Below are 23619 nucleotides of genomic sequence, written 5' to 3' on the forward strand. Positions count from 1 at the left end.
CTCCTGATTTGAGTTGACACGGTGAGGTGGTGCGGTTTCACGAAGCGGTGAGCCGGATCGCGGTTGTCGGGACGATCTTGCGGGGTGCGCGAGTGGTCCGTTGAAGTCCTGGGGAAACGATGAGGCGTCCAACTGCAATGAACGCGAGTTCGAGAATGAGCGCCAGAGCTGCGAGCAAGATGGCGCCAGCCGCCATCTGGCTAAAGTCACCCTGCGCGCGCCCGTCAAGAATGAATCGACCGAGCCCTTGAAGGCCGAGATACGCGGCGACAGTGGCCGTCGAGACGATCTGTAGGGTTGAACTTCGAACGCCCGAGAGGAGAAGCGGCAAAGCGCACGGGAGTTGCACGAACCACAGGATCTGTACCTGGCTATACCCCATGCCCCGGGCTGCATTCACGGCTTCAGTATCTGCCGCCTGGATGCCGGCATAGGTACCCGTCAGAATTGGTGGCACCGCCAGGAGCACCAGGACGATAACCGTGGGGATTCCGTAAACCAATTGGCCCGGCACCACGGGTGAGAGGAGGAGGAAGAGCAGGACCAAGAGGCCGAGGGTAGGAAGAGCACGCAGCGCATTGGCGATGCCGGCAACAATACCCTCACCTTTACCCGTGAACCCGATATAGATTCCGAGCGGCACGGCAAAGAGGAGAGACAGTGCCAGCGCGACAGCAGAGTAGAAAAGATGAACACCGATCTGCATCGGGATGCCATCAGCTCCCGACCAGTGCGCTGGGTCGAGAAACCACTCGAGCAGGCTCATGCGGTCACGGTCTTCTGCCGCCAGGGCGTCAACAGCCGACCAAGCCAGACAATTAGAGAATCGAAAGCAATCGCCAACGCGACACACAAGAGGATGCCGGTGACGAGTGGAACATAGAGCCGCAGCTGAAAACCCTGTGTGAAGAGAGTTCCAAGTTGGGGGATGCCGAGGAGCGCCGCCATTGTGAGGATACTGACGTTGGATACAACGGCAATGCGCAGGCCCGCCGCAATAACAGGAATCGCATTGGGAAGTTCTACGAGCACCAAACGCTGCCAAGCGCGGTAGCCCATCGCATCCGCTGCTTGGACTGTTTCGTGTGGAACGGAGTTGAGGCCATCGGCGACGACTCGGACGAGTAGAGAGATCGTGTAGACGGTAAGAGCTACGACAACGTTGATCGGATCGAGAATCCGCGTGCCCAAAATCTGGGGGAGGATCACGAAAAGAGCCAGTGATGGCACGGTGTACAGGAGGCTGGCGGCGCCCACGATTGCGGGATAGCTGCGACGAGACCGGTGCGCCCACCAGCCCAATGGCAGGGCGACAATCAGACCGAGAATTGTCGGGATTACGGTGAGTCCAATGTGGTTGAGCGTCAGCTCGGTGATGCGGGGTAGGTTAGACCAGATCCAATCGACCGTCATGAGTTGGGTCTCGCTTCCTTCGCCTGGCCGATGGCGCTGACTATGTCGTGAAGGGTGACCGTACCGCGGAGTGCGCCAGCAGAGTCGATCATGACGGCGCGGCTGCTCGGGCTTGCCAACGCTGAGTTCAAGAGGTCACGAACACTGCCAGCTGCGGAGGTTACTGTACCGCTGAGGTTTAGGTCGCTCGCGGAAATGATATCGCCGGCGATCAATTCAACGTCGACCCACCCAACTGGCTGATTCACGGCGTTGACGGCCAAGATCCACCGGCTGGGGGTGCGCCCGATAGTGGATGTGTGTTGCCCGAGAGTGACGGTCTGTTCCGGAGTAACGGGGATTGAGTCATCCGTGTTCACGAAGCCGAGCGCTCGATAACCGCGAGCCGATCCGACAAAGTCGGCGACGAATGCATCCGTCGGATGGGCAAGCAGATCAGCGGGGGAGGCGACCTGCGCAAGAGTTCCACCGGTTCTCAGCACAGCCACCTGATCGCCCAATTTGAGGGCCTCATCGACATCGTGGGTAACCAGCACGATTGTCTTAGAGATGTCGGCCTGTAAACGTAAGAATTCGTCCTGAAGTTGAGCGCGAACGATCGGATCCACCGCGCTAAAGGGCTCATCCATGAGGAGGTAGGGCGGATCGGTGGCGAGTGCCCGTGCCACACCGACGCGCTGTTGTTGACCGCCCGACAGCTGCCAGGGATAGCGGCTCGCGAAGGACGAATCGAGTCCGACATGTTCGAGCAATTCCATGGCATGCATGCGCGTTTGTTTGCGGCTGCCACCCAGAAGTCGGGGGAGGGCTGCAACATTGTCCACAATGGTGCGGTGCGGAAAGAGGCCCGCGTTTTGGATGACATATCCGATTTTCCGCCGGAGTTGGACTGCATTCATCGATTGCGTGTCGACGCCGTCAAGGCTGATCGTTCCCGAAGACGGCGCGATGAGTCGGTTAATCATTCGCATCGAGGTCGTCTTGCCGCAGCCAGACGGACCCACTAATACCGTCAGTTTTCCGTTCGGTGCGTTGAGGCTGAGATTGTCGACGGCAACGGTGCCGTCGGGGTACACCTTAGAAACGGCGTCGAAGAAAATCATGGTTGCTCGCCTTCTGTCATGGGAAGAATTCGTTTGCTGAGGCCAGCCGAAGCGTCGGCCGTCGCAGCGACAAGGGCGCGACCATATTGCGCTCGATCACGAGGCGTGATGCGATAACTGGGAATAACTAGGCTCAGTGAAGCAACGATTCGATCGTCGGAGTAGATCGGGGCGGCAATTGCCGTGACATCCGGTTCGATTCCTTGGTCGACGACAACGTACCCGTCGGAGGGGGTGCGCCCCAGAAGGACGTGCCCCGATGCCGAAGATTCGATTGGAATCACTCGGCCAACCCAACTGGTGTGACGCACTGAATGAGTGCCCTCGACGATGGCAATGTACAACGCCGTCGCGCGATGGCCTTTCACGCCCAGGTAAACCGACTCGCCGGTCAGCGCGACCAGGTGCTCCATGATCGGACGGCATAGTTCCACGAGAGAGTCGTTGTTGAGCGACTGAGCACCCAATTGCATAAGCCTGCTGCCGGGCCAGTATGTTCCATCGTGTTCTTTGCGTACAAAACCGCTTGCTTCGAGAGTGCGCAGTAGGCGAAGTGCGGTACTCGGCGACAAATCGACAGCTCGGGAAGCCTCCGACAGATTGAGGCCGCGATCATCGCAAATAGTGGCGAGAAGGCTTAGCGCTCGTTCCACCGTGCGCGTCGATTGCTCAGGCATTTCGTCTCATTTCATTGAACAATTTCGACCAGTAAAATATACTTTTCATTGAATAGCAAGTATTTTATCTCTGGAACTTGCGCGGAAAGTCAGAAATACCTAGCAGTGGAGGTCAATTTGATTCATATGGCGGGGCATACGACAATTCGCGACATCACGGCAATCGCTGTGGCAAAGGCCTCTGTGCAGGTTGATCCGGACGTTTACGAATCGATACGAATCGCTGCAGAGCGCGCAGCACTACTCGGCCGCCGCGTCCCGACGTACGGGCGTTCAACTGGAGTTGGAGCGAATCGACTTGTGGTCGTTTCTGCAGGTGACAGCGAACACGGGTTGCGCCTACTTCGAAGTCATTCAACCGACGCAGGAGCACCGATCCCACCGAAAGTCGTGCGGGCCATGCTGGCGGTACGGTTGGCACAATTATGCGTACCGGGCAGTGGTATTCGCGTCGAGGTTCTCGATGGGCTCTCGCGCATGCTCAATGACGATGCTTTACCGTCTGTTCTTGAATCCGGAACGATCGGCACGGGAGACCTTGCGGCATTGGCCGGAACTGCTCTTACTCTCATGGGAGAGCGGCCCGCCTCGCGTTCCCTCGAAGCGATGTCGCCTTGGGGAAGTGAGAATGCTCTGCCCTTCATGAGCAGCAGTGCCCTCACAATTGGCCGTGCCTGTCTTATCTTGGATGAGCTCAAGGATCTCATGCACTCGATGCTTGCGATCTATTCATTGAGTTTTGTGGCACTCGATGCAAACCCTTCTCCGTTTAGCCATGCGGCCGTGGTCGCGTCGGTAACACCGGGGATGTCGGAGGTCGCGGCACGGCTGCGCGACTTGATTGGCGTACCTCGTTCTCCTGGGCGTATTCAGGATCCATTTGGGCTGCGTGCCTTCCCGATTAATTTCTCGGGCGTCTGGTCCGCAGCCACGCGGATGCGCGAACAAGTTGCGTCACTCCTGAACGTTGCGCAGGAAAATCCACTCTTCGTCTTCGACGGAGACGGCGGAGTCGTGCATCATGCGGGCTTCTACCAGTCTGCGCTTGCCCTCGCGACGGACGGGCTGAGCCTGGCTCTTGCGCAGACGGGGCCGATCGCGCTCTCCCGGATCCGAATGATGAATGAGCCGGATGTTACGGGGAAACGAGCGTTTCTTGCCGAAGGCCCAGCCGGGGCGTCGGGACTGCTCATGCTGGAATACATTGCCGCTTCAGCGCTCGTCGACATGCGTCAGGCTGCTCAGCCAGCATCCCTCAATACGGTCAGCCTGTCCCGCGGTACCGAGGAAGACGCCACATTCGCGCCTCGGGCGGTACTGCAACTGGAGCAGTCGGTTGCGGCGTTCCAAGTGATGCTCGCGTGCGAACTCGTGGAGACAACACGCTTGCTGCGCCAACGTGGCCTCAGCTCTGCCGAAATGCCGACCGATCTGCTGGCACACGTGGCGACAGTGGCATTCCGATTGCCGGATGCCGTTCACGACCGGTCATTGCGCGATGACCTGCAGCAGGCGCAGGGGCTACTCCCGGAAATTGCGGTCCTTAGCGGGTAGATTTCCGCTGAAGCGCGCCCACGACCACCATCGCATCCAACTCCTCGCTCCGCAGGATGCGGGAGAGCAGACCGTGCCGGGCGAAGATCTCGGTCGTCTGTGGGCCTTTCGCTGCCCGGTTTCAACCAGCAAGCATCCGCTCGGAGAGAGCCAGTGTGACGCGGTGGCAATGATGCGCCGCTGAAGGTCGAGGCCATCGTCACCGCCATCGGCCGAAGCGTGCGGCTCGTTGAGACGGCGCTCGATCATCGCACTGAGCTGGTCGGGCGACTGCTGCACGGACATCAGCACGCCGGTCTCCTCCGCGGCGAAGAGGCAGCCGGCAGCGCGCAACAGTCCGGCTATGCCAACCAAATCGGGGGTGGGCGCGGGCAGGGGACACCTCCCGTCGAAGCTGGGTGGAGGCATCCTACGCCCGGGTCTTGAAGGGTGTGCGAACTGTGGTTACCCTGAAAACATGTGCCGAAACATTCACGTCCTGCATAACTTTGAACCCGCCGCGACGGACGATGAGGTGTATGCGGCCGCGCTTCAGTACGTGCGCAAGATCAGCGGGTCGACGCATCCGTCTAAGGCCAACGAAGAAGCCTTTGAGCTCGCCGTGCACGAGATCGCGCACATCTCCCGGCACCTGCTCGAAGATCTGGTGAGCTGCGCGCCACCGAAAAACCGGGAGATCGAGGCCGAGAAGACCAAAGCGCGCTCGCAGAAGCGGTTTGCTGCCGCTTAGCGGTTGTGACGATCCGCGTAGAGCACCATGACGGCCGCCACCACACTGGCTGCAGCGCCAAAGGCCAGACCGAAGGCGATGGTGATGCCCGCATATAGCCCGTCGTCCAGCATCGTCAAGACGATCGCCAACACGATCGCCAACAGCAGGACACCGCCCATCGCACCGAATGCGGCGGCAGTTGTGCGCACGCGCCGCGATTTGGTGAGCTGTCGATCTACTATCGCAACGGTCGAGAGACCGCCAAGAAGTGCGACCGCCCCAATGATCAGGCCGATCACGCCGTAATTCGACATGGAACGTATGACAAACCAGAACCGAAACTGGGTTTCACCGCTGCCGGCATCGGTCATCACGATGGCGACGCAGGCCGCAATTAAAAACCCCACGATCGGTGCGAACACCGCGATGCGCCAGTAGCGCCGAACTATCATGTGCCCACCCTACGTTGCGACGGGTCGCACCGGCCGGCTAGAAGTCGACCCAGGCGCTGGGCAGCGGATGCCGCGCCCGCTCTGGCTGGGTACGCTCGCTTCGTCGCTCGGCCCGGTACACCAGAAACGCTGCCACGATTCCTACCGCGATGGCGAGCGCTACGGTGAACATGACCAGGAGATACGCCCAGCCGTTGGCTCCGATCGCCCACTGCACCGTGGCAAAAACGATCCCCAAAACCAGCACGCCGCCGGTCGCGCCGAGGGCCGCGAGAGCGGTGCGCGAGCCCGCTGATTTTGCGAGGTGTCGATCGGAGCTGGCGATGAGAAGGACGCCGCCGGTCAGCGCGGCAATGGCGACCATAAAGCCAAAAAAGCCGTAGGCCAGACCTGACCGCGCCAGATAGGCGACCATCTGACCCGATCGCGCCTCGGGGTTTCCCGTCATGGCGATAAGCCCGAATAGGGTGACCCCGAGGAGAAACCCGAGTACTGGCGCTATCAGCGCGATGCGCCAGTACCGATGAACCATCGTGGCTCCCACACCATGGGGAATAGTGTTCATGCCTGTCTCCGGAGAGTCGATTCGAATCGCACGGCTATTTTCGTTTTACTCCTGGTAATTCTTGATGGTTTCGCGGATGTCGCTGGCAAAAAGATAAATTTCGTCAAGGCTTTCGATAGGGTGGCGTGTCTCAACTTTGGCGGCATCGAAGACACCGAGATATTTCTGCTTCTTTCCATTGAAATGAAGCCGGGCGACGGGCTTGCGATTGTTATCGTCGAGAAGCACGGCAAAATACGATTTTGAATCTCGGTGTGTCACTCTTGGGGGCTTTACTTCGCTACAGGCAATGGCTTTGATAATTTGATACCCCTCGAGTTCTTCCAGGGTCGTCTCGATCTCTGTGTCACGGGCCAGATCGACCTCAACAATGTCGTGGCTGTTGATGGCTCCATCTCGGGCTCGTGCATCTGCCCCCGAATAATTTGAACCGCCCAGCGCCGTCTTCAACCGGTCGTTGACTTGATCGTTCAAGAACTGTTTCGTCGACTTAGCCACCAAAGTGGTGAATTGTTCACGAACCCTCTGGGTAAAGGCTCCTTCGTAGACGCGCGTGGTGAAGAAACGGATCCAGTCGTCTTCAGGGTCCGTGAACTGAGCGGCGATGGTCCGCTTGATCTGGCCAATGTACTTGAGCTCTTCAGCAGAGTTGATGATGGAGTCGAGGTCGAAGACCTCCTTGGTCAGCTTCCTCAGTTCAGGAATAAGCGTTTCGTCTATGTCCATCAAATCGAGTACCAGAAACGGCTTTGAGTCCATGCGGTTGGGCACGTCCAAATCCGTGTAGAACTGGTAAATCTCGCCATTTGTGAGCACGGCAATACGCGCATTGGTTACCGCGAAATAACGAAAGAGCTGCGAAGCATGCTCAATTTTTAGCGCTTCCGTGGACTTCTTGCATTCGATGAGAATCTGAACTTCGCCGTCGCGCATGATCGCATAATCGACTTTTTCGCCTTTTTTTACACCGACGTCAGCAGTAAATTCCGGAACGACCTCCAGCGGATTGAATACGTCATAGCCCAAGATTGTCGAGATAAACGGCATGATAAATGCGTTCTTTGTAGCTTCTTCAGTCTGAATTGCGTCGCGTTGGTTACGCACCTTGAGAGCCAATGCCTCAATTAGTTCTGCAAATTCCATGTTTCCCCCCGTTTGTCGTTCTGCAACTTCGACCTTATCGGCAGCACGTAATCTCGTGAACGAAACCAGGCGCTTCAGGGCGTGCCGCGGGATACGGTCCAGTCGTGTCTGAACTAGGGCATAACCGCCGCAACGTGCTCAAAGGTGACCCACTGGAACACCGCCAAGAGCGGCTTTCTGAACCCGATCCTGCCGCCGTCGCCGTCACCCGCAGTAGCACTGACGTGCGTGATCTCGCCGGCAATCCCGTCTCGACGAGCATCTGGATGTTCACCACGGAAGATTCACCACGGAAGATTCACCACGGAAGGTTGATGACGGGCAGCTAGCATCAAGGGATGCCTGACCTCATCTGCTCCGAGTGCGCCGCAAGCTACCCGGTCGAGAGTCTGGTCTGGCGCTGCACCTGCGGCGGCCTTCTCGACGTCGCCGAATTCGACATTGAAGTGGATGCCGCGGCGCTGCCCAGCCGCGTCCCGTCGCTCTGGCGCTATGCCGAGGCGCTACCGATCGACGTCGACCCGGCGATCACCCTGGGAGAGGGCTTTTCGCCCCTCGTGCCGTCCCGCGCTTTCGCCCACGTGCAGCTGAAACTCGACTTTTTGCTGCCGACGCTCTCGTTCAAAGACCGCGGCGCGGTCTTGCTCGCAACCCTCGCTCATCGGCTCGATGTCACCAACGCCATGGTCGACAGCAGCGGTAACGCCGGCACGGCAATCGCGGCGTATTTCGGGCGGGCGGGCATCGGCTGCACGGTGTACGTTCCCGAGTCCACTTCGCCTGGCAAACTCGCGCAGATGCGTGCGCACGGTGCCACGGTCGAACTGGTACCCGGCTCGCGCGCGGATACCTCCGCGGCGGCCCTGCGGGCGGCGGGCCGACCCGGTGTTATGTACGCGAGCCACGTATATCACCCGTACTTTGTGCACGGCGTGAAAACGTACGGCTATGAGATCTGGGAACAGCGCGGGCGATCCCTGCCCGAGACGGTGGTGGTTCCGGTCGGCAATGGCACACTGGTGCTGGGCTGCTACCTCGCCTTCAGCGAACTGGTCGCCGCTGGTCTCGCCGAGAGGATGCCGCGGATCGTCGCGGTGCAGGCATCCGCTTGTTCACCGCTGGAACAGGCGATGGCGCAGGGACTCGCGGCACCCACTGCGGTCGACGGCGGTGCCACCATCGCGGAGGGTATCGCCATCGCCGCGCCGCCTCGTGGCCGACAGATTCTGGCCGCCGTGCGGGCCACCGGTGGCACGATCGTCTCCGTCAGCGACCGGCAGACCGCGGCCGCGCGCCAGGAACTGGCCGACGAGGGACTCTTCGTCGAACCGACCTCGGCTGTCTGCTTCGCTGCTGTGCGCGCGGCAGTCGACTCGATGTTTAACAAAGCCAGCCCTACCTGGGCACTGGCAGCGAGCTTGCTCACGGCCGAGTCCGTGGTCGTGCCACTGTGCGGTGCCGGCCTGAAATCATCCGTGTGATGTCGGACTTTGACAACGACGCCGGTCCCACCTGCCCGGCCTGTGGCACCGAGATGATCCCGGACGGCGTCGATACCGCTGACGGTCTGGAAGAGTGCCATCGGTGCCCACGATGCCGTCTGGTCATCGTCGTGCCGGGAGAGGCCCCCGAAAGCGCCCAACGCGACGAATAACTTTTCAATTGCAGAAGAATCGCATTTATTCTCTCGACCTTCTTGGAAAAGACCCACTGTTCTTGCGCCAATCTGGGTTTATCAGCCGGTATCGGCTCGTTGAGTCAGAAGTCCCGGCTCAGCCCAACTCACACGTCGAAGGAATTAACATGACTGTCTACCAGAAAGACATCGCGGCCATCGAAGCCCTCAAGCAGCAGGTTGGAAGCAGCTGGGACGCCATCAACCCCGAGTCCGTCGCCCGCATGCGCGCCCAGAACCGCTTCAAGACTGGCCTGGAAATCGCGCAGTACACGGCGGACATCATGCAGAAGGACATGAAGGAGTACGACGCTGACTCCTCTATTTACACCCAGTCGCTCGGTGTGTGGCACGGCTTCATCGGCCAGCAGAAGATGATCTCGATCAAGAAGCACCTCAAAACCACCAACAAGCGCTACCTGTACCTGTCGGGTTGGATGGTTGCTGCGCTGCGCAGCGAGTTCGGTCCGGTCCCCGACCAGTCCATGCACGAGAAGACGGCCGTTCCCGCGCTGGTCGAGGAGCTGTACACCTTCCTCCGCCAGGCAGACGCCCGCGAACTCGACCTGCTGTTCACGGCCCTCGACAACGCCCGCATCGTTGGCGACGACGCCAAGATCGCCACGCTCACCGGTCAGATCGACAACTACGAGACCCACGTCGTGCCGATCATCGCCGACATCGACGCCGGTTTCGGAAACCCCGAAGCCACCTACCTCCTGGCCAAGAAAATGATCGAGGCCGGCGCCTGCGCCATCCAGATCGAGAACCAGGTCTCGGATGAGAAGCAGTGCGGTCACCAGGACGGCAAGGTCACCGTTCCTCACGAGGACTTCATCGCCAAGATCAACGCAGTTCGCTACGCGTTCCTCGAGCTCGGCATTGAAAACGGCATCATCGTGTCCCGCACCGACTCGCTCGGTGCCGGCCTCACGCAGAAGCTCGCCGTGACCTACCAGCCCGGTGACCTGGGCGATCAGTACAACTCCTTCCTCGACGTTGACGAGATCACCGAAGCCGACCTCGGCAACGGCGATGTCGTCATCAAGCGCGACGGTAAGCTACTGCGCCCGAAGCGTCTGGCCAGCAACCTGTTCCAGTTCCGCGCTGGAACCGGCGAGGCCCGCTGCGTGCTCGACAGCATCACGTCGCTGCAGAACGGTGCCGACCTGCTCTGGATCGAAACCGAGAAGCCGCACATCGGTCAGATCGCGGGCATGATGAACAAAGTTCGCAAGGCCATTCCGAACGCCAAGCTGGTCTACAACAACAGCCCGTCGTTCAACTGGACCTTAAACTTTCGTCAGCAGGCTTACGACGCACTTCTCGCCGAGGGCAAGGACGTCTCTGCTTACGACCGCGCCAAGCTCATGAGCGTGGACTACGACGAGACCGAACTGGCCTTGAACGCCGACGAGAAGATCCGTACTTTCCAGCGCGACAGCTCGAAAGACGCTGGTATCTTCCACCATCTCATAACCCTGCCGACGTACCACACGGCCGCGCTCTCGACCGATGACCTGGCCAAGGGATACTTCGCCGACCAGGGCATGCTCGCCTACGTCAAGGGCGTGCAACGCCGCGAAATCCGTGAGGGAATCGCCACGGTCAAGCACCAGAACATGTCGGGCTCCGACTTGGGTGACAACCACAAGGAGTACTTCGCCGGCGAAGCCGCGCTGAAGGCTGGCGGCGTGAACAACACGAGCAACCAGTTTGACGAACCGGCTTTGAGTAGCCACTGACAACAACTGCAGCATCGACGAAGCCCCAGTCGACTGACTGGGGCTTCGTCGCGTGCTCAAACGGTCAGAGAAGAAAAGTGATAGGCGTACGCTAAAAGAAAAACCGCCACGCCGAACAGGAGACACCATGACCGCCGAACCGATTACCATTTCTGCAGGTCCGCTCGCGCACGAGCACACTCCAGCCACCAAGAGCGCTGCAGAAACCTGTTCCTGCGGCCACGACGCGAGCGAAGCGATCGTTCTCGATAGCCGCACCATTCCGCACGCGGTGCGCCACGCCGCAATTTTCGGTGCCCTCGACGCGATCCAGCCCGGAATCTCCCTCGACCTGATCGCCTCGCACAACCCGCTGCCCCTGCTCGCGACGCTGCAGCGCACGAAGCCCGACGTTTTCACGATCAGCTACCTGCAGGAGGGGCCTGAGGTGTGGACCGTGCGTCTGACTCGGACCGCGTAGTCCTTCAGGCTCGGTAACCGCAAGATAAGCTCCGTGAAACCCAGTCTCAAACTTCGGCTCTGGCACCAGACCACGGGCATGCTCGTTCCCACCTGGCTGATCCTCGGAATTGTCAGCGTAATACTTTACCGAGATTCATCATTCGGGCCGTGGCTGATGGTACATCTGCTTCTGCTCGGGGCGCTCTCGACTGCGATTTTGGTCTGGAGTCAGCACTTCGCCGACAGTCTGCTGAAGAACGCCCCACCGGGCGGCCGATACTGGCTCGGTGTTCGGTTGACCGTTCACACGGTCAGCGCAGCCGCCGTGATGATCGGAATCACGCAGGCCTGGTGGTTCGTTGTGCTGGTCGGCGGGAGCCTCGTCGGGATCAACGCCGTGCTGCACGCCGTCATTCTCTTGGGGCAGATGCGCGGCGCGCTCCCGGCCCGGTTCGCGCCGCTCGTACGCTACTACATTGCCGCTGCGGGATGCCTGGTCGTGGGCGTCACCCTCGGCATCCTGATGGCACACCCGAGCAGCGACCTGGCTCCCTACGAACGGCTCTATATCGCCCACATCGGGCTGAACCTGCTCGGCTGGGTGGGGCTGACGGTGATCGGCACCGTCACTCTGCTGCTGCCGACCGTGCTGCATGATCGAGTTCTTCATACCCCGACGGCTGCCGCACCCCGCACCCTGCCCCTCCTTCTCGCCGGTTTGACGGTTCTGGGCGCTGGCACCTACGCGGACTCGCGACTCATCACAGCGGCCGGCATCCTGATCTACCTGGTCGGGTTCGTTCCGGTTTTGCTCGAACTCGCTGGCCACCTGCGACGCTCGCCCGCAGTCAGTTATGCCGGATGGAGCATCACCGCCGCCCTGATCTGGTTTGCCCTGTGCGCGATCGGATTCGGTATTGTCGTGGCGACCGCTGCCAGTTGGGCGGATGCCGCGGCTGGACTCGAAGCACTCGTTCCTTATTTAGCGGTCGGCTTCGGCGCCCAGATCATGATCGGCGCGTTGAGCTTCCTGATTCCGGTGGTGCTCGGCGGCGGCCCGAAGGCGGCCAAGGCCACCGCACATGAGCTCGACCGGGCCGGCCTGTTCCGGGTGACCGTGGTCAACGGTGCCCTGATTCTGACACTGCTTCCCCTGGCAGCGTTCGTCACTGACACACTCGCCGCGCTGGTTCTTGCCACACTCGCCTGCTTTATCGTGCTCATGGTCCGGGCGCTGCGCATCAATCGCAAGACCCGCACGCCGCCGGGTGCCGGGCTCCCCCCGCTGACCCGCGACACCGACGCGGAGCCCGCACCACCGTCATATTCTCTAATCGGAATATTCGTGGCGGCCGCGACCACGCTCGCCCTGACGCTCGCCCTCGGCGTGGTCCTTGATCCGGCGGCGGGTGTCGCCTCAGGTACGGGAAGCAGTAGAGTCGCCACAGGCCACACCACCACCGTTGACGTGACGATGGGCGACACCCGATTCAGTCCAGACAGTATCGATGTTCCGGTCGGTGATGTTCTCGTTATTACCCTGCGCAATGACGACGGCATGCTGCACAACCTCGTGTTCGACAGCGGAGTCGACTCCGGACCGGTCGAGCCCGACGTGACGACCACCGTCGACGTCGGTGTGATCGGGGCCGATCTGAACGGCTGGTGTTCCCTAGGCGGTCACCGTCTGCTGGGAATGGTGCTGACCGTGAATGCGGTCGGTGCGGCCGCGGCCGACTCCGGCACTGCCGACGCCGTGGACCATGGCGCGATGGACGATGAGCAAAATGGTAGTTCCGCTGCGGACGACATTGATCTGAGGGCTGAGCCGGGAAGCGACTTTGTCGCACGCGATGCGAAACTTGGGGCCGCGACATCCACTGTCGTGCATGAGAGCACGATGACCGTCAGTAATACGAAGACCGAGATCGCGCCGGGCGTTACGCAGATGCTGTGGACCTACAACGGCACCGCGCCCGGGCCCGTGCTGCGTGGCACGGTCGGCGACGTGTTTGAGATCACCTTCGTCAACGAGGGAACGATTGGCCATTCACTGGACTTTCACGCCGGATCGCTCGCGCCCGACCGGGCCATGCAGACCATCGACCCCGGGGAGAGCCTGATCTACCGGTTCACTGCAACCCGGTCGGGTATCTGGCTGTACCACTGCTCCACGATGCCCATGTCGGCTCATATCGCCAACGGCATGTTCGGCGCGGTCATCATCGATCCGGCTGGGCTGGCCGAGGTGGACCGGGAATACCTGCTGATCCAATCGGAGTTCTATCTCGGACAGCAGGGCGCTGAGGGCGACGCGGTGAAGGTGCAGACGCAGCTTCCCGACCTGGTGACCTTCAACGGGTACGCCAACCAGTACGTCCACGCTCCGCTGTCGGCGACCGTCGGCGAAAAGGTGCGCATCTGGGTGCTCGATGCCGGACCGAACACGAATAGCTCGTTCCACGTCGTTGGCGGCCAGTTCGACACCGTCTTTGCCGAGGGCGACTATCGGTTAAAGGACGGCGGCAGCACCGGAACGGGGGGATCGCAGGCCCTCTCACTGCTGCCGGCGCAGGGCGGATTCGTCGAGATTACCTTCCCAGAAGCCGGCAGCTACCCGTTCGTGACCCACGTCATGTCCGACGCCGAAAAGGGGGCCCAGGGCCGGTTCCTGGTCACCGACTGACGCTCAGGCCCGGCTTCCGGCCTTGGGTGCCTTCTCGGACGAAGGGGTGGATTTGCTCTCGCTTTCGTTGGTCGGTGCGATGGCGAGTACAACGAGGACGCATGCGATGACCGCGAATCCGATCCATCCGACCGTTGTCAGTCGCTCGCCGACGATGAGAAGGGCGAGGATCGCAGGGATCGCCGGTTCCGTGAGTGTGATTGTGGTGGCGGTACTGGCCGAGACGCGAGTCAGGCCAAAGCGGAAGAGGAGGTAGCCGAGAAACATCGGAATGATGGCCATGTACACGGCAACGCTGAATGCCTGGGCGGATGCGAGCAGCGGGGCACCGTTGACAATGAGCACGGGCAACAGGAGCATGCCACCGAGTCCGAACACGGACCCCATGGCTGCGGCGCGGCTGATGCTGTGGTTCATGAGGTGGTGTGCTGCCCAGGAATAGGTGGCATAGGTTGCCCCGGCGATGAGGCCGAGTGCGATGCCGGCCACGGTCTGACCTGTCGATTCGGCGGCATCCGTCATCTTGGACAGGCACAGCAGCGTGCTGCCAATGATTCCCAGGCCTGCGGCCAGTGCCCACCATAGGCTGAGTCGTCTGCGTTCGAGCAGGAGTTCGAGTAGACCAGACGCGAGAGGCGCGGAGGCGAGCGATATCACTGACCCGATAGCGACGCCCGCAAAGTGCAACGGTTCTTATCCCCAGGGGTCCTGACATAGAGGTCTGTTAACGCCAATCGAAAATGGGCCATTTGTGCGGCGGTTTCTGGCCCTGTTTTCAGTTGGCGTTAACAGGGAACCCCTTACTGGACACTCGAACTTGTAGACCTTTATGGATTGCATCTTCGCGCCCGTAATCTGCAGAGAGATTGGTCGCGCGACGAATCCGCGATATAGCGCACCGCCGTCTCGCTATCCATAACAATCGTCGTTCTGCGAACGGACCGATTGCTAACGCCGGCCGAAAATGGAGTCAGCGACCAAAGCCATCGTCGCCCGCTATCTTGAGTGGATGACGCGTTCACCGAAGGCACCAGATATTGCGCGCCCCCTATGGCATTGGACGGTTCCGGCCGTAATAGTCGTCGCTGCTTCGATTTGGATAACCTCGGCACTTCAGCCGGTAACGCTCGAGTGTCCAGCGGTCTTTCCCACGCTGGAGGGCTGCACAATCGGCGTAGGAATGCACATCACGCTCGTGATGAGCGTCATTCTCTTCGGGCTATTCACGGCACTGCTGCTGGTCGGTGTCGTTGTGAGGGAAAGTCACCGCAGCAAATTTCTTCAGATCGTTATGGTGGCCATCATCATTGCCACCCTCATTGGGCCGTTGTGGACGCTAGGTTCCTTTGGTTTTTTTCATGCGAGGCAGTGAGAATTAACGCGCACCCACGCCCCTGGCCCTTGGGTCATCGGCTAAATCACTGATCTGATGCCTCGGTACGCTTAGCCCGGCTCGGAGGAAGAGTCGACGGAATTGATCCTCTCAAGTTCCGCCCTGCAAGGCGGATCGTTTTCGAGGAGCGCTCTTAGGAAAATCACAATGCGAGCCGGGCCTTGGACTAGTCCATGGCCGGCAAAATTATCCCGGTAAGTCGACTCCCACAACCGTCGTTCAAGACCCGGTTGGATCTGGTCGATTGGCAGCCACTCGTAGCCAGAAGAGATGTGGAGAACACCGCCTGGTTTGGGGTCGAAGAACGATCGATCATCCTCAATGACGGTAAAAGGCAGCTGGTGAGAGATCCGGTCCCGAATCCACAGAAGGCCGGGAATTAGCCTTCCGAAATCGTCTGCATCGCGAGCGGCTTTCTATACACCAAGATTGTTCGCTTCGCGAAATTGCTCGTCGAGACTCGCGATCCACCATGTTGCCTCACTCACGTACGCATAAGCGCGGTGAGACATCTCCTTTCGATCAGGTCCTTGGATAATCTCCTGCGTAGCGTGGACGAGACGCTCAATCTCAACGAGGGCGGCCGCTGCCGCTAGTGCATCGTTCGGTGAGTTCACTACAGGCTGTTCCACACGCTCATTCTGACAGCGCGCACGTTACTTCGCCGCGACAAACGTAAAAGAGATCAGTCCTGGCGCCGTAGCCTGCAACTCTCGAACTACCTTTGGTGGGTTGAGCCCGCGGAGCGCCCGTAAGCCGAACCCTCTACGGGACGAACAATTGCGCTTCAGTCTTTAGATCCGGCGTGCGGGATAAGTCAGAATAGAACGCGCACATAACTATGGATCTACCGCTAAGCATTGGTATAGTCATTCCATGGCCACGTTTGACGAAAAGTTACCCTGGGCGCCGATCGGTTACGAGGAACGGCCCTGGCGCAGCGTCCAAGACGACTATGGCTCACGAACGCAGAAGCGTCTGGCATCCGGGCCGTACTTGGCGTCGGTGCCCGCATTCATTGCCGATCTCGATATCCCGCTGAACAGCGAACTCCACGCGCTGACCGAAGAGGCCGCCAGCGAGCTTGCCCGCTTCGATGCCGAAGTGGGACAGATCGCGGCACCATTCGCATCCATTCTCCTGCGCACGGAGAGCGCCTCCAGCTCAGAGATTGAGAATCTCACGAGCGGAGCACGCCAGATCGCCCTGGCGGAGATCGGTGGGCACGCCTCGAAGAACGCACAGCTTATCGTCGGCAACGTCCGAGCGATGCAAGCGGCCCTGGCACTCTCCGAGTCCATCGACGGACGCGCCATCCTGGAAATGCATCGCGCACTCCTCGAGCACAGCAATCCGGACATCGTCGGTCACTGGCGTGACCAACAGGTCTGGATCGGAGGTGGGAACCTCGGGCCCCACACCGCACAGTTTGTGCCGCCGCATCACGATCGAGTTCTCGAACTCATGGACGATCTCGTCGCCTTCGCCAGCCGCGACGACCTTCCTTTGCTCGCTCAGACCGCGATCGCTCACGCTCAATTCGAAACAATCCACCCGTTCCCTGACGGCAACGGAAGAGTCGGTCGCGCGCTTATTCAGGCGATGCTGCGTGCTGGGAAGCTCACTCACAATGTGGCCGTTCCGGTATCCGCGGGGCTCCTCCACGACACCAGTCGATATTTCGAGTCCCTCAGCGCATACCGGTCCGGGGATATTGTCCCGATAATCCGCTCCATCGCGGAGGCATCGTTCGCCGCGGTGCACAACGGACGCATCCTCGTAGCGGATCTAGAAACTGTGCAGGTCGACTGGCGCGGGCGCATCAACGCAAGACGAGACTCGGCGGCCCATCGACTAGTAGGCGTTTTGCTTCGTCAACCCGTGATCGGAGCGGTCGCAGCCGCGGCTGAGCTTGGCGTCTCGACAGTCAACGCTCAGGTCGCTATCGACCGACTCGTTGACGCTGACATTCTGACTCAAATTACCGACGGACGGCGAAATCGAATCTGGCTCGCCAAAGACGTCGTTCGGGTCCTTGACGAATTTGGCGCCCGGGCGAAGAGGCGCCGATAGTCGGTGTTCCGCGTCGCCGGTTGGGGACAACATGCAGAGCCGGGGGTCGGGGCGCGCAATGTCTCATAGGGGAACGTCTACCGGGATAGTTGACGCTGGCACACCGGGGCTCACCATGCATAGCTGCTCTGGGCAGCTATGCAGCTTGTAATTGACGGTAGGAAGTGAGGGCGGTGTTCCCTGCGCGCACGATGTACAAACCATACGCGCTGGTGACCAGCGCCACCCCGAATCCGGTAACGCCCCAGGTCACGTGCCAGTCCATTCCGGTCTGGCTTGCCAGGTAGAGTCCGGTTCCCGCGACGATGAGAATGAACCCACCGAGGTAATAGTCGACTGTTCGTCCGAAGATTGCGGGCATAGGGAAGAAGTGAAGTCCCACGATCAGGACGACCACAGGGAGGATCCATACGTATTGACCGAGAACCGCGAGTACATCAACCGAGGTGACGATGAGCGCACCCTGGATGCTGCTCACGAGTGTCATGCCCTGGGAAATGCGGGCGTCGTCCGCATTCGTCTCGTTCGGTACTCCACCAGCAAGCTTGATCAGTTTTGCAGCACGAATAGCCAGGAAGACCGACCAGGCAAGTGCCGCTACGAAAAAGATCGTTCCAAGAATTGGCCAAGCAAGCACTGGCCAAATGGCGTACACAGGGGTGAAAACAGCCATCGGAATGAGTCCCGAGGCGATGCCCCGGACGATCGGTCCAACTCGTGCAGTGAAATCATCCATCGAACGGTTGCCTCCCCCTGGGTCAGTCAGAAGCAACCCATACGAGGCCGACATGTATAGCGCTCAACCTCAAGATGTTCTGGGCCCCGCCGTAGAAGGGTCACGGTCAGGGCATCGGCTCACTCCGGTGAAGGACGACCGGATTCCCGTAGCGGGAACCTTCTACCGGCCGCCGATTTTTCTAGCGATGTTGAGCCGCCGCGCCACGACCGCTACGCTCGTGGCACTGGAGGTCCCGGAGCTTGGCGCTCGTCCACCTTGGTTAAAAGCGCCCTTGGACCCTTGGAGTGGGCGACCCGGCCTGAGTGGTAACGAGTTGTCACCATACGGCTCTGTAGTGCTTCATTCTGCGCGCCGTAATGCCACACTCGTGACATGACTTCCAATATCCGGTTGAAGAGTCGCCTCGGATTTGTGTTTCCCGCGGTGGGCATTGTGGTCGTTACTTGGCCCGTATTCTGGATGGCGCAAGGATTCCCCACGGCGTGTAACCTCGTCGCCCCGTGTTCGGGACGTGAGGTCAGGGTGGCGCCCGCTCTGCTTTTCGGCGGGATGATGCTTGCACCGTTGGCGGCTGTGATTCTCATGTCCGTCGTTCGCTCACCGGTGGGCTGGCTCGTTCGACTGTCCTATGTCGCCCTCGTGCTGCTAGCGGTTGTCGGGTACGTCGTCATCAGCTTCAGCGGCGGGTTCAGCGTTGATGCTGCATTCCTCGCGGGTCTCCTCGGAACGATCGGGACGGCACTGCTCGCATATGTGGGAATCATTGCTCTTCGACGCGAGACTTGAGCAGCTACGCTTCCAAGCCGGGACTAGGCTGGTGAGCCCTCTATCCGCAACGGCATAGTGCAGGTGCCCTGCCGATTCCCCGCGCCACGCGGCGCGCCATCCGTGATGGCGGATTGGTGCCGAACTCCGACGTCGAACAGCTCGGACCATGCTTCGCCGAATAGCTTGCAGCCCCAACGGAGCGAGAGTCGAAAGAGCGCCCGTCGGGGAACCATCTGCGGGGCGAGCCCCCGTAACGATCGCCTACCGACTCCATGTGGGGCTAGTCTTCGCCCATAGAATGTGACCATGAGTCCGAATCGACCGGCGCTGATCGCGATCGCGATTGCCGTAGCAGTCGGCATGTGTGGGTGCACGACTGAGCCGTCGAAAGCAACTCCGGCAGGCGCTGCAACAACCGCATATCCTGGCGCGCCGACACCTCTGCCGAGTGGTCTGGTCGACCCTTTTGCGGGCTACGCAACAGTCGTCGACGGGCGGCTGGCGATTGTCCTGTCCGGCAGCTCGAGTTGTCCGCCGCACGCGGACTCAGCGGATCTGGCGACGATGACGTTCGGATTCTCGGTCGATGCGGAAGGCCCGTGCACAGACGATTTGGCCCCCACGACGTTCGAGTTCGACGTGCCATCAACCGAGAATTTGCCGACGTTCATCACGATAAACTTCACGTCCGGCGACGCGTCCAGCTCTCAGCTGCCGGTTCTGCGGTAAGCATCGATCGCGCACGGCCGTGCCTGCAACCAGCCAACACTTTCTCAAGGTGTGACCGCAGGAAATTGTCGAGACTCACGATGCTGCGCGCTATGGCTGCAAAAGGCCACCATTTGCCGCTGCGATTCACAGCGAACTCTATTGCAGTTCCTTCTTACCTACGCTTTGTTCGTGGATTCGTAAGGGTGGATTCGCAAGGGGAAGGAGCAATGCCTTAAGGCAGATGATCGAGCGGATCCGATCTGACAGTATGAGGGAATGAATCACATCCTTCTGCCGGCCGCTATCGCTGTGCTCGTCGTTGGAGCGGTCGGGAGTGCATTGGGTGGGTTCTATCCAACTACTTTGAGTCGGTGCCTCTAATTGTGGTGAGATGGGTCCTCTCGACAGGCTTGGGGCTGCTCGCCCTCGGTGGGCTGCTCTACGCGTGGCCAATGTTCTTAGGCTTCTTCGCCCAGCCGGCATAAGCGGAGCCGCTCAGCCGGTGCAACTGCGAAGTTCCCGCAAGCCGGACACCTGCTGCTAACGAAGAACGATGAAGCCTTTCAAACCACCTAAAAATAGGTGTTGCTTCGATCAATAGAATCCCGCGAGGGATAAACGGGACACTGAAAAAGTACGACCAGGATGCCTATCTGCCCCGTTCGCGTATCCACCAACGGCCAAGACCTCACGGCCCAAAAGAACGCCCTCGCCGCCCTCGGTGTCTCACTCCAAAAGACGTTCACCGATCAGGGCCTCACCGGAACAATCCGGGCCCGGCCAGGTCTTCGCGAAGCGTTAGCCGCATGCCGAGCCGGCGACACCCTCGTCGTGACCAAGCTCGACCGACTAGCACGCTCGCTTCGCGATGCCAAAGATATCGTTGATGATCTCACTCTTCGTGAAGTGAAGCTCAGCCTCGGCGGCTCCGTTCACGACCCTACCGACCCAGTTGGCAGGCTCCTTTTTAATGTGCTCGCGATGGTCGCTGAATTCGAGGCCGACCTGATCCGCGCCAGAACTCGCGGAGGGATGCAAGTCGCCAAAGCGGCTGGCCGGCTGCGCGGCAAGCAGCCCAAACTGTTGCCGGCGCAGGAGAAGCACCTGGTCGAGGTGTACCAGCGGGGCGAGCACACCACCGCGCAGATCGCAGAACTGTTCAGCGTCGCCAGGTCCACGGTCTGCCGGGCAATCCAACGAGCCGGGGACACCGCCGGCTGAACGTGCGTCGTGCAGAGGAGTACGGGTAACGGGTGTTTTGTGCAGAGGAGTACGGAAAAGCCAGTGGACAGCGATGGCACTATCGCGCGGTCATAGTGCCCCTGGCGTCAAATCATACGTAACCCACTTGGTAGACGTGGCGGTCAAATCATAGAGACGGCGGGCCCGAGTATTGTCCTCTGCCGTGATCCAGCGAACGACTGAGCGTCCTTCGCGTTCGGCCAGCGCGGAGAGTTCGCTCAGTAGCGCCCGCCCGACGCCGGCTCCCCGAGCGGTCGAGTCCGTGAACAGATCGTCGAGGTAGATACCCACGCTTCCCGTTGAGGGACGAGAAAATCGTCGATAGTGCGCGAGCCCCACGAGTCGATCCCCGGAGGTGGCAACGAAGGCATTGACTTCATTTGAGTCGTCATTGATCCAGGTCCAGACACGCTCAACGATGCTGTCATCGGGAGACAGCTCGTAGAAGTCCCGATAGCCCCGATAGAGCTCAGCCCACTGGGACAAGTCTGAGGTTCGGACCGTGCGGATAGAGACCGAATCGTTTGTAATCATCGTCCCAGAGTATCTGCGCGCACTCCGTTCCCGCCCTCGTTCCCATTCGGGCTCTTCTGGCCACGCTTGCACCGTCGGCGGGTGCAGTGGTACGGGAAGCCCGTAGAAGGTTGCGCTTTCGGAAGGCTCAGCCGAGGTTCTTGAGCATCTTCAACGAAGTTGTTTCGTAGCCGAGTGATTCGTAGAGACCGCGGGCGCCAGTGTTGAATGCGAAGACGCTCAGGCCGAGGGTATGCGCGCCTTGTGTGCGGGCATACTCTTGGCCGAGGAGCATCGCGGCCCTCCCGAAACCCTGGCCACGTTGGTCGGCATTGATGACAATGTCCCAGACCCACCACGCACTCGGGTCGGCGCTGACATCCTGGCCGATCCAGAGATACCCGACAGGCTCACCCGCCTCACTCATGACGTGAAAGATCTCATTGCCAGGACTCGGAGCACCGTCCGGAAATGAGCGAAGCGTGCTCTCGACCGCCATGAGCCGAGCTTGTTCTGGCGATGCGCCCTGGACAACCAAGTCGTCGATGTACTCGGTGCAGCTGCGGTCCAGCCATGATGGAAATTCGCTGGTGAGGATTCGCTGAAGGGTGACGGTCATTTCATGATTCTTCCAGAAGAGCGCAGATGAGCCATTCAGTGGCGTTTGTGTACCACGGCGCAACCGGCGCTCGAACCGTCCAAAATAGCATTCATCGTCACACCGAACAGTGCCGCTGCATCCGCCTTCGCACCCGGAAAGGGTCCCTTACGGGCAGGACACATAATTGCGAGGTGGACCTTACTCTTCGTGAACTGACCACGGCAGATGCTGAGACGCTTGCCAGATGGCAAACTGACGCGCTGTTCTGTGCGCACGCGGGCTGGAAAAGGCGGGAGTCCCAACAGCAGTCGGTCGAATGGTGGCGCAACCAGATTTCTCATCCTGACCCGCACCTCATCCGATTGCTCGCGTTGGATACCCAGCGCCCAGTCGGCTACGTCGATTTGCATGGGAGTAGTCGAGTGGAACGCGAGCTCGGATATTTAGTTGGCCCGTCCGCATCGTGGGGTCATGGTCTGGGAACAGCTGCTGCGCGCGCCGGAGTTGCTTTTGGTTTCGAGGGCCTTGGGCTCACCCGGATTTGGGCCGAAGCTATTGAAGCGAACGCCGCATCAGTCAAAGTGCTTCGCCGCCTCGGAATGCGAGAGATTGGATTCGGACACGAGGAAGACTTCTTAGGGCAAACTTCTCGATACGTTCAGTTCGAAATAATGGCCGCTGACTGGCGCCAGTCCGTCAACTTGGCCGCCCGCTAGGGGCCCCTTCAGCGGCCGGGCGTGTGTGCGCGAGCGCGATTATGGAACTCCGATCGCATCGGCGATGGCCGTTCCCGCCTCGGAAGGCGTCAATGCGGTGGTATCGATCACGTCGGCTTCGGCGCCTAGCCATCCACGGAACGCCTTGTCGTACGGGACTAGGTAGGCCAGACGGAACCCGGACGGACCCATGACCGTGTCTCCCATGATGCGCTCACGAAGTATCTTCGTGTCGGTGTGGAGCAGGAAGTGTCGAACTGGAATGTCGTAGGCGGCGAATCCGTCGCTGATCTCGCGCCAGTATGCCTCAACCAAGACCGTCATCGGCATTATCAGAGTGCCGCCCGTGTAATCGAGAATGTGGCGGGCCGTCTCGACCACAAGAGGGCGCCACGGAGGCCAGTGCTGAAAGTTGTCTGTCTCGGGCAGCCCAGGGTGGACGTCCATCAACGTCTCACCGACTTTCTCGGCATCGAACACGCGCGATTCTGGAATGAGCTGCTGCACGAGCTTGGCCGTGGTCGTTTTCCCAACGCCGTGAGTGCCATTCAGCCATATGATCACACGCCCATGCTAACGAAATACCCAACCGACGATCATGAAAGGCCTCTACGCCCTGACCTGCCGCGGATATCTCGGACAGTGGGCCCTCTTAAAATGAGGGATCACTGAAAGTCGAGATCAGCATGACCGCAGC

25 protein-coding genes are annotated in these 23619 nt (G+C 60.2%); 13 read left to right on the top strand and 12 right to left on the bottom strand.

The window, feature by feature from the left end:
- Positions 1–37: 37 nt before the first annotated feature.
- The 4 genes from CXY71_RS06155 to CXY71_RS06170 are packed head-to-tail and all read right to left on the bottom strand — an operon-like array spanning position 38 to position 3193.
- Positions 38–766, bottom strand: coding sequence for an ABC transporter permease (locus tag CXY71_RS06155; protein WP_104134782.1), 729 nt, complete (start codon positions 764–766; stop codon positions 38–40).
- Positions 763–1413 (bottom strand): ABC transporter permease, encoded by a 651-nt coding sequence (locus CXY71_RS06160; protein ID WP_104134783.1) that lies wholly within the window; start codon positions 1411–1413, stop codon positions 763–765. The genes CXY71_RS06155 and CXY71_RS06160 overlap by 4 nt, the downstream gene beginning before the upstream one ends.
- Positions 1410–2516, bottom strand: a complete 1107-nt coding sequence (locus tag CXY71_RS06165) for an ABC transporter ATP-binding protein (RefSeq protein WP_104134784.1) — start codon at positions 2514–2516, stop codon at positions 1410–1412. Before CXY71_RS06165 ends, CXY71_RS06160 begins: the two co-directional genes overlap by 4 nt.
- Positions 2513–3193 (bottom strand): IclR family transcriptional regulator, encoded by a 681-nt coding sequence (locus CXY71_RS06170; protein ID WP_104134785.1) that lies wholly within the window; start codon positions 3191–3193, stop codon positions 2513–2515. Before CXY71_RS06170 ends, CXY71_RS06165 begins: the two co-directional genes overlap by 4 nt.
- Positions 3194–3241: 48 nt before the next feature.
- On the opposite strand from CXY71_RS06170, the gene CXY71_RS06175 reads away from it, so the two are divergent.
- Together CXY71_RS06175 and CXY71_RS06180 are read left to right on the top strand one after the other, a co-directional pair.
- A complete protein-coding gene (locus tag CXY71_RS06175; RefSeq protein ID WP_199185271.1) occupies positions 3242–4747 on the top strand; it encodes an aromatic amino acid ammonia-lyase in 1506 nt (501 codons plus the stop codon).
- Between the two features lie 457 nt (positions 4748–5204).
- A complete protein-coding gene (locus tag CXY71_RS06180; RefSeq protein ID WP_104134786.1) occupies positions 5205–5477 on the top strand; it encodes a DUF2277 domain-containing protein in 273 nt (90 codons plus the stop codon).
- Here CXY71_RS06180 and CXY71_RS06185 read toward each other — a convergent pair.
- The 3 genes from CXY71_RS06185 to CXY71_RS06195 are packed head-to-tail and all read right to left on the bottom strand — an operon-like array spanning position 5474 to position 7619.
- Complete coding sequence (locus CXY71_RS06185) at positions 5474–5911, bottom strand: hypothetical protein (protein ID WP_104134787.1); 438 nt, start codon at positions 5909–5911, stop codon at positions 5474–5476. The genes CXY71_RS06180 and CXY71_RS06185 overlap by 4 nt on opposite strands.
- A 37-nt stretch (positions 5912–5948) precedes the next feature.
- On the bottom strand, positions 5949–6476 hold the full coding sequence (locus CXY71_RS06190; RefSeq protein WP_104134788.1) for a hypothetical protein: 528 nt from the start codon (positions 6474–6476) through the stop codon (positions 5949–5951).
- Between the two features lie 45 nt (positions 6477–6521).
- Positions 6522–7619, bottom strand: a complete 1098-nt coding sequence (locus CXY71_RS06195) for a type I restriction endonuclease (RefSeq protein WP_368665865.1) — start codon at positions 7617–7619, stop codon at positions 6522–6524.
- A 104-nt stretch (positions 7620–7723) separates the two neighbouring features.
- Between CXY71_RS06195 and CXY71_RS06200 the strand changes: the two genes are divergently transcribed.
- From CXY71_RS06200 to CXY71_RS06220, 5 genes are all read left to right on the top strand, one after another.
- On the top strand, positions 7724–7948 hold the full coding sequence (locus CXY71_RS06200; RefSeq protein ID WP_146072755.1) for a hypothetical protein: 225 nt from the start codon (positions 7724–7726) through the stop codon (positions 7946–7948).
- 9 nt (positions 7949–7957) lie between these two features.
- The gene (locus CXY71_RS06205; protein WP_104134791.1) at positions 7958–9100 is read left to right on the top strand and encodes a threonine synthase; all 1143 of its coding nucleotides are present in this window, start codon (positions 7958–7960) and stop codon (positions 9098–9100) included.
- Between the two features lie 322 nt (positions 9101–9422).
- A complete protein-coding gene (locus tag CXY71_RS06210; RefSeq protein WP_104134792.1) occupies positions 9423–11039 on the top strand; it encodes an isocitrate lyase in 1617 nt (538 codons plus the stop codon).
- Between the two features lie 127 nt (positions 11040–11166).
- Positions 11167–11499, top strand: a complete 333-nt coding sequence (locus CXY71_RS06215) for a DUF2249 domain-containing protein (RefSeq protein WP_104134793.1) — start codon at positions 11167–11169, stop codon at positions 11497–11499.
- A 33-nt stretch (positions 11500–11532) separates the two neighbouring features.
- Positions 11533–14166 carry a multicopper oxidase domain-containing protein gene (locus CXY71_RS06220; protein ID WP_233204498.1) on the top strand — a complete coding sequence of 878 codons (2634 nt, stop codon included), beginning with the start codon at positions 11533–11535 and terminating at the stop codon, positions 14164–14166.
- A 3-nt stretch (positions 14167–14169) separates the two neighbouring features.
- Here the strand turns inward: CXY71_RS06220 and CXY71_RS06225 are convergent, their stop codons facing one another.
- Complete coding sequence (locus CXY71_RS06225; RefSeq protein WP_368665866.1) at positions 14170–14823, bottom strand: EamA family transporter; 654 nt, start codon at positions 14821–14823, stop codon at positions 14170–14172.
- A 307-nt stretch (positions 14824–15130) separates the two neighbouring features.
- On the opposite strand from CXY71_RS06225, the gene CXY71_RS20620 reads away from it, so the two are divergent.
- On the top strand, positions 15131–15538 hold the full coding sequence (locus tag CXY71_RS20620) for a hypothetical protein (RefSeq protein ID WP_146071568.1): 408 nt from the start codon (positions 15131–15133) through the stop codon (positions 15536–15538).
- Between the two features lie 897 nt (positions 15539–16435).
- Positions 16436–17632 (top strand): Fic family protein, encoded by a 1197-nt coding sequence (locus CXY71_RS06240; RefSeq protein WP_104134798.1) that lies wholly within the window; start codon positions 16436–16438, stop codon positions 17630–17632.
- A gap of 136 nt (positions 17633–17768) precedes the next feature.
- On the opposite strand, the gene CXY71_RS06245 is transcribed toward CXY71_RS06240, so the two are convergent.
- On the bottom strand, positions 17769–18368 hold the full coding sequence (locus CXY71_RS06245) for a hypothetical protein (protein WP_104134799.1): 600 nt from the start codon (positions 18366–18368) through the stop codon (positions 17769–17771).
- A gap of 375 nt (positions 18369–18743) precedes the next feature.
- Here CXY71_RS06245 and CXY71_RS20625 point away from each other — a divergent pair, with 375 nt between their 5' ends.
- The 3 genes from CXY71_RS20625 to CXY71_RS06260 all read left to right on the top strand — a co-directional run bounded on the left by CXY71_RS20625 (position 18744) and on the right by CXY71_RS06260 (position 21071).
- The gene (locus CXY71_RS20625) at positions 18744–19157 is read left to right on the top strand and encodes a hypothetical protein (protein WP_146071538.1); all 414 of its coding nucleotides are present in this window, start codon (positions 18744–18746) and stop codon (positions 19155–19157) included.
- Positions 19158–19445: 288 nt separating this feature from the next.
- A complete protein-coding gene (locus tag CXY71_RS06255; RefSeq protein WP_104134801.1) occupies positions 19446–19868 on the top strand; it encodes a hypothetical protein in 423 nt (140 codons plus the stop codon).
- Between the two features lie 627 nt (positions 19869–20495).
- Positions 20496–21071, top strand: coding sequence for a recombinase family protein (locus CXY71_RS06260; protein ID WP_104134802.1), 576 nt, complete (start codon positions 20496–20498; stop codon positions 21069–21071).
- A 90-nt stretch (positions 21072–21161) separates the two neighbouring features.
- On the opposite strand, the gene CXY71_RS06265 is transcribed toward CXY71_RS06260, so the two are convergent.
- On the bottom strand, positions 21162–21626 hold the full coding sequence (locus tag CXY71_RS06265; protein ID WP_104134803.1) for a GNAT family N-acetyltransferase: 465 nt from the start codon (positions 21624–21626) through the stop codon (positions 21162–21164).
- Between the two features lie 127 nt (positions 21627–21753).
- Complete coding sequence (locus CXY71_RS06270; RefSeq protein WP_104134804.1) at positions 21754–22224, bottom strand: GNAT family N-acetyltransferase; 471 nt, start codon at positions 22222–22224, stop codon at positions 21754–21756.
- Positions 22225–22397: 173 nt separating this feature from the next.
- On the opposite strand from CXY71_RS06270, the gene CXY71_RS06275 reads away from it, so the two are divergent.
- Positions 22398–22922, top strand: coding sequence for a GNAT family N-acetyltransferase (locus CXY71_RS06275; RefSeq protein ID WP_158252998.1), 525 nt, complete (start codon positions 22398–22400; stop codon positions 22920–22922).
- A gap of 39 nt (positions 22923–22961) precedes the next feature.
- Here the strand turns inward: CXY71_RS06275 and CXY71_RS06280 are convergent, their stop codons facing one another.
- The gene (locus CXY71_RS06280; RefSeq protein ID WP_104134806.1) at positions 22962–23486 is read right to left on the bottom strand and encodes an AAA family ATPase; all 525 of its coding nucleotides are present in this window, start codon (positions 23484–23486) and stop codon (positions 22962–22964) included.
- Between the last annotated feature and the right edge of the window lie 133 nt (positions 23487–23619).

The sequence above is a fragment of the Cryobacterium sp. Y62 genome (assembly GCF_002929785.1).
GTDB lineage: Bacteria > Actinomycetota > Actinomycetes > Actinomycetales > Microbacteriaceae > Cryobacterium.

What these genes read in the sequence shown, in the direction of transcription:
- CXY71_RS06155 (WP_104134782.1), bottom strand. Translation starts at nt 766, where the DNA reads ATGAGCCTGCTCGAGTGGTTTCTCGACCCAGCGCACTGGTCGGGAGCT.
- CXY71_RS06160 (WP_104134783.1), bottom strand. Translation starts at nt 1,413, where the DNA reads ATGACGGTCGATTGGATCTGGTCTAACCTACCCCGCATCACCGAGCTG.
- CXY71_RS06165 (WP_104134784.1), bottom strand. Translation starts at nt 2,516, where the DNA reads ATGATTTTCTTCGACGCCGTTTCTAAGGTGTACCCCGACGGCACCGTT.
- CXY71_RS06170 (WP_104134785.1), bottom strand. Translation starts at nt 3,193, where the DNA reads ATGCCTGAGCAATCGACGCGCACGGTGGAACGAGCGCTAAGCCTTCTC.
- CXY71_RS06180 (WP_104134786.1), top strand. Translation starts at nt 5,205, where the DNA reads ATGTGCCGAAACATTCACGTCCTGCATAACTTTGAACCCGCCGCGACG.
- CXY71_RS06185 (WP_104134787.1), bottom strand. Translation starts at nt 5,911, where the DNA reads ATGATAGTTCGGCGCTACTGGCGCATCGCGGTGTTCGCACCGATCGTG.
- CXY71_RS06190 (WP_104134788.1), bottom strand. Translation starts at nt 6,476, where the DNA reads ATGAACACTATTCCCCATGGTGTGGGAGCCACGATGGTTCATCGGTAC.
- CXY71_RS06195 (WP_368665865.1), bottom strand. Translation starts at nt 7,619, where the DNA reads ATGGAATTTGCAGAACTAATTGAGGCATTGGCTCTCAAGGTGCGTAAC.
- CXY71_RS06205 (WP_104134791.1), top strand. Translation starts at nt 7,958, where the DNA reads ATGCCTGACCTCATCTGCTCCGAGTGCGCCGCAAGCTACCCGGTCGAG.
- CXY71_RS06210 (WP_104134792.1), top strand. Translation starts at nt 9,423, where the DNA reads ATGACTGTCTACCAGAAAGACATCGCGGCCATCGAAGCCCTCAAGCAG.
- CXY71_RS06215 (WP_104134793.1), top strand. Translation starts at nt 11,167, where the DNA reads ATGACCGCCGAACCGATTACCATTTCTGCAGGTCCGCTCGCGCACGAG.
- CXY71_RS20620 (WP_146071568.1), top strand. Translation starts at nt 15,131, where the DNA reads ATGGAGTCAGCGACCAAAGCCATCGTCGCCCGCTATCTTGAGTGGATG.
- CXY71_RS06240 (WP_104134798.1), top strand. Translation starts at nt 16,436, where the DNA reads ATGGCCACGTTTGACGAAAAGTTACCCTGGGCGCCGATCGGTTACGAG.
- CXY71_RS06245 (WP_104134799.1), bottom strand. Translation starts at nt 18,368, where the DNA reads ATGGATGATTTCACTGCACGAGTTGGACCGATCGTCCGGGGCATCGCC.
- CXY71_RS20625 (WP_146071538.1), top strand. Translation starts at nt 18,744, where the DNA reads ATGACTTCCAATATCCGGTTGAAGAGTCGCCTCGGATTTGTGTTTCCC.
- CXY71_RS06255 (WP_104134801.1), top strand. Translation starts at nt 19,446, where the DNA reads ATGAGTCCGAATCGACCGGCGCTGATCGCGATCGCGATTGCCGTAGCA.
- CXY71_RS06260 (WP_104134802.1), top strand. Translation starts at nt 20,496, where the DNA reads ATGCCTATCTGCCCCGTTCGCGTATCCACCAACGGCCAAGACCTCACG.
- CXY71_RS06265 (WP_104134803.1), bottom strand. Translation starts at nt 21,626, where the DNA reads ATGATTACAAACGATTCGGTCTCTATCCGCACGGTCCGAACCTCAGAC.
- CXY71_RS06270 (WP_104134804.1), bottom strand. Translation starts at nt 22,224, where the DNA reads ATGACCGTCACCCTTCAGCGAATCCTCACCAGCGAATTTCCATCATGG.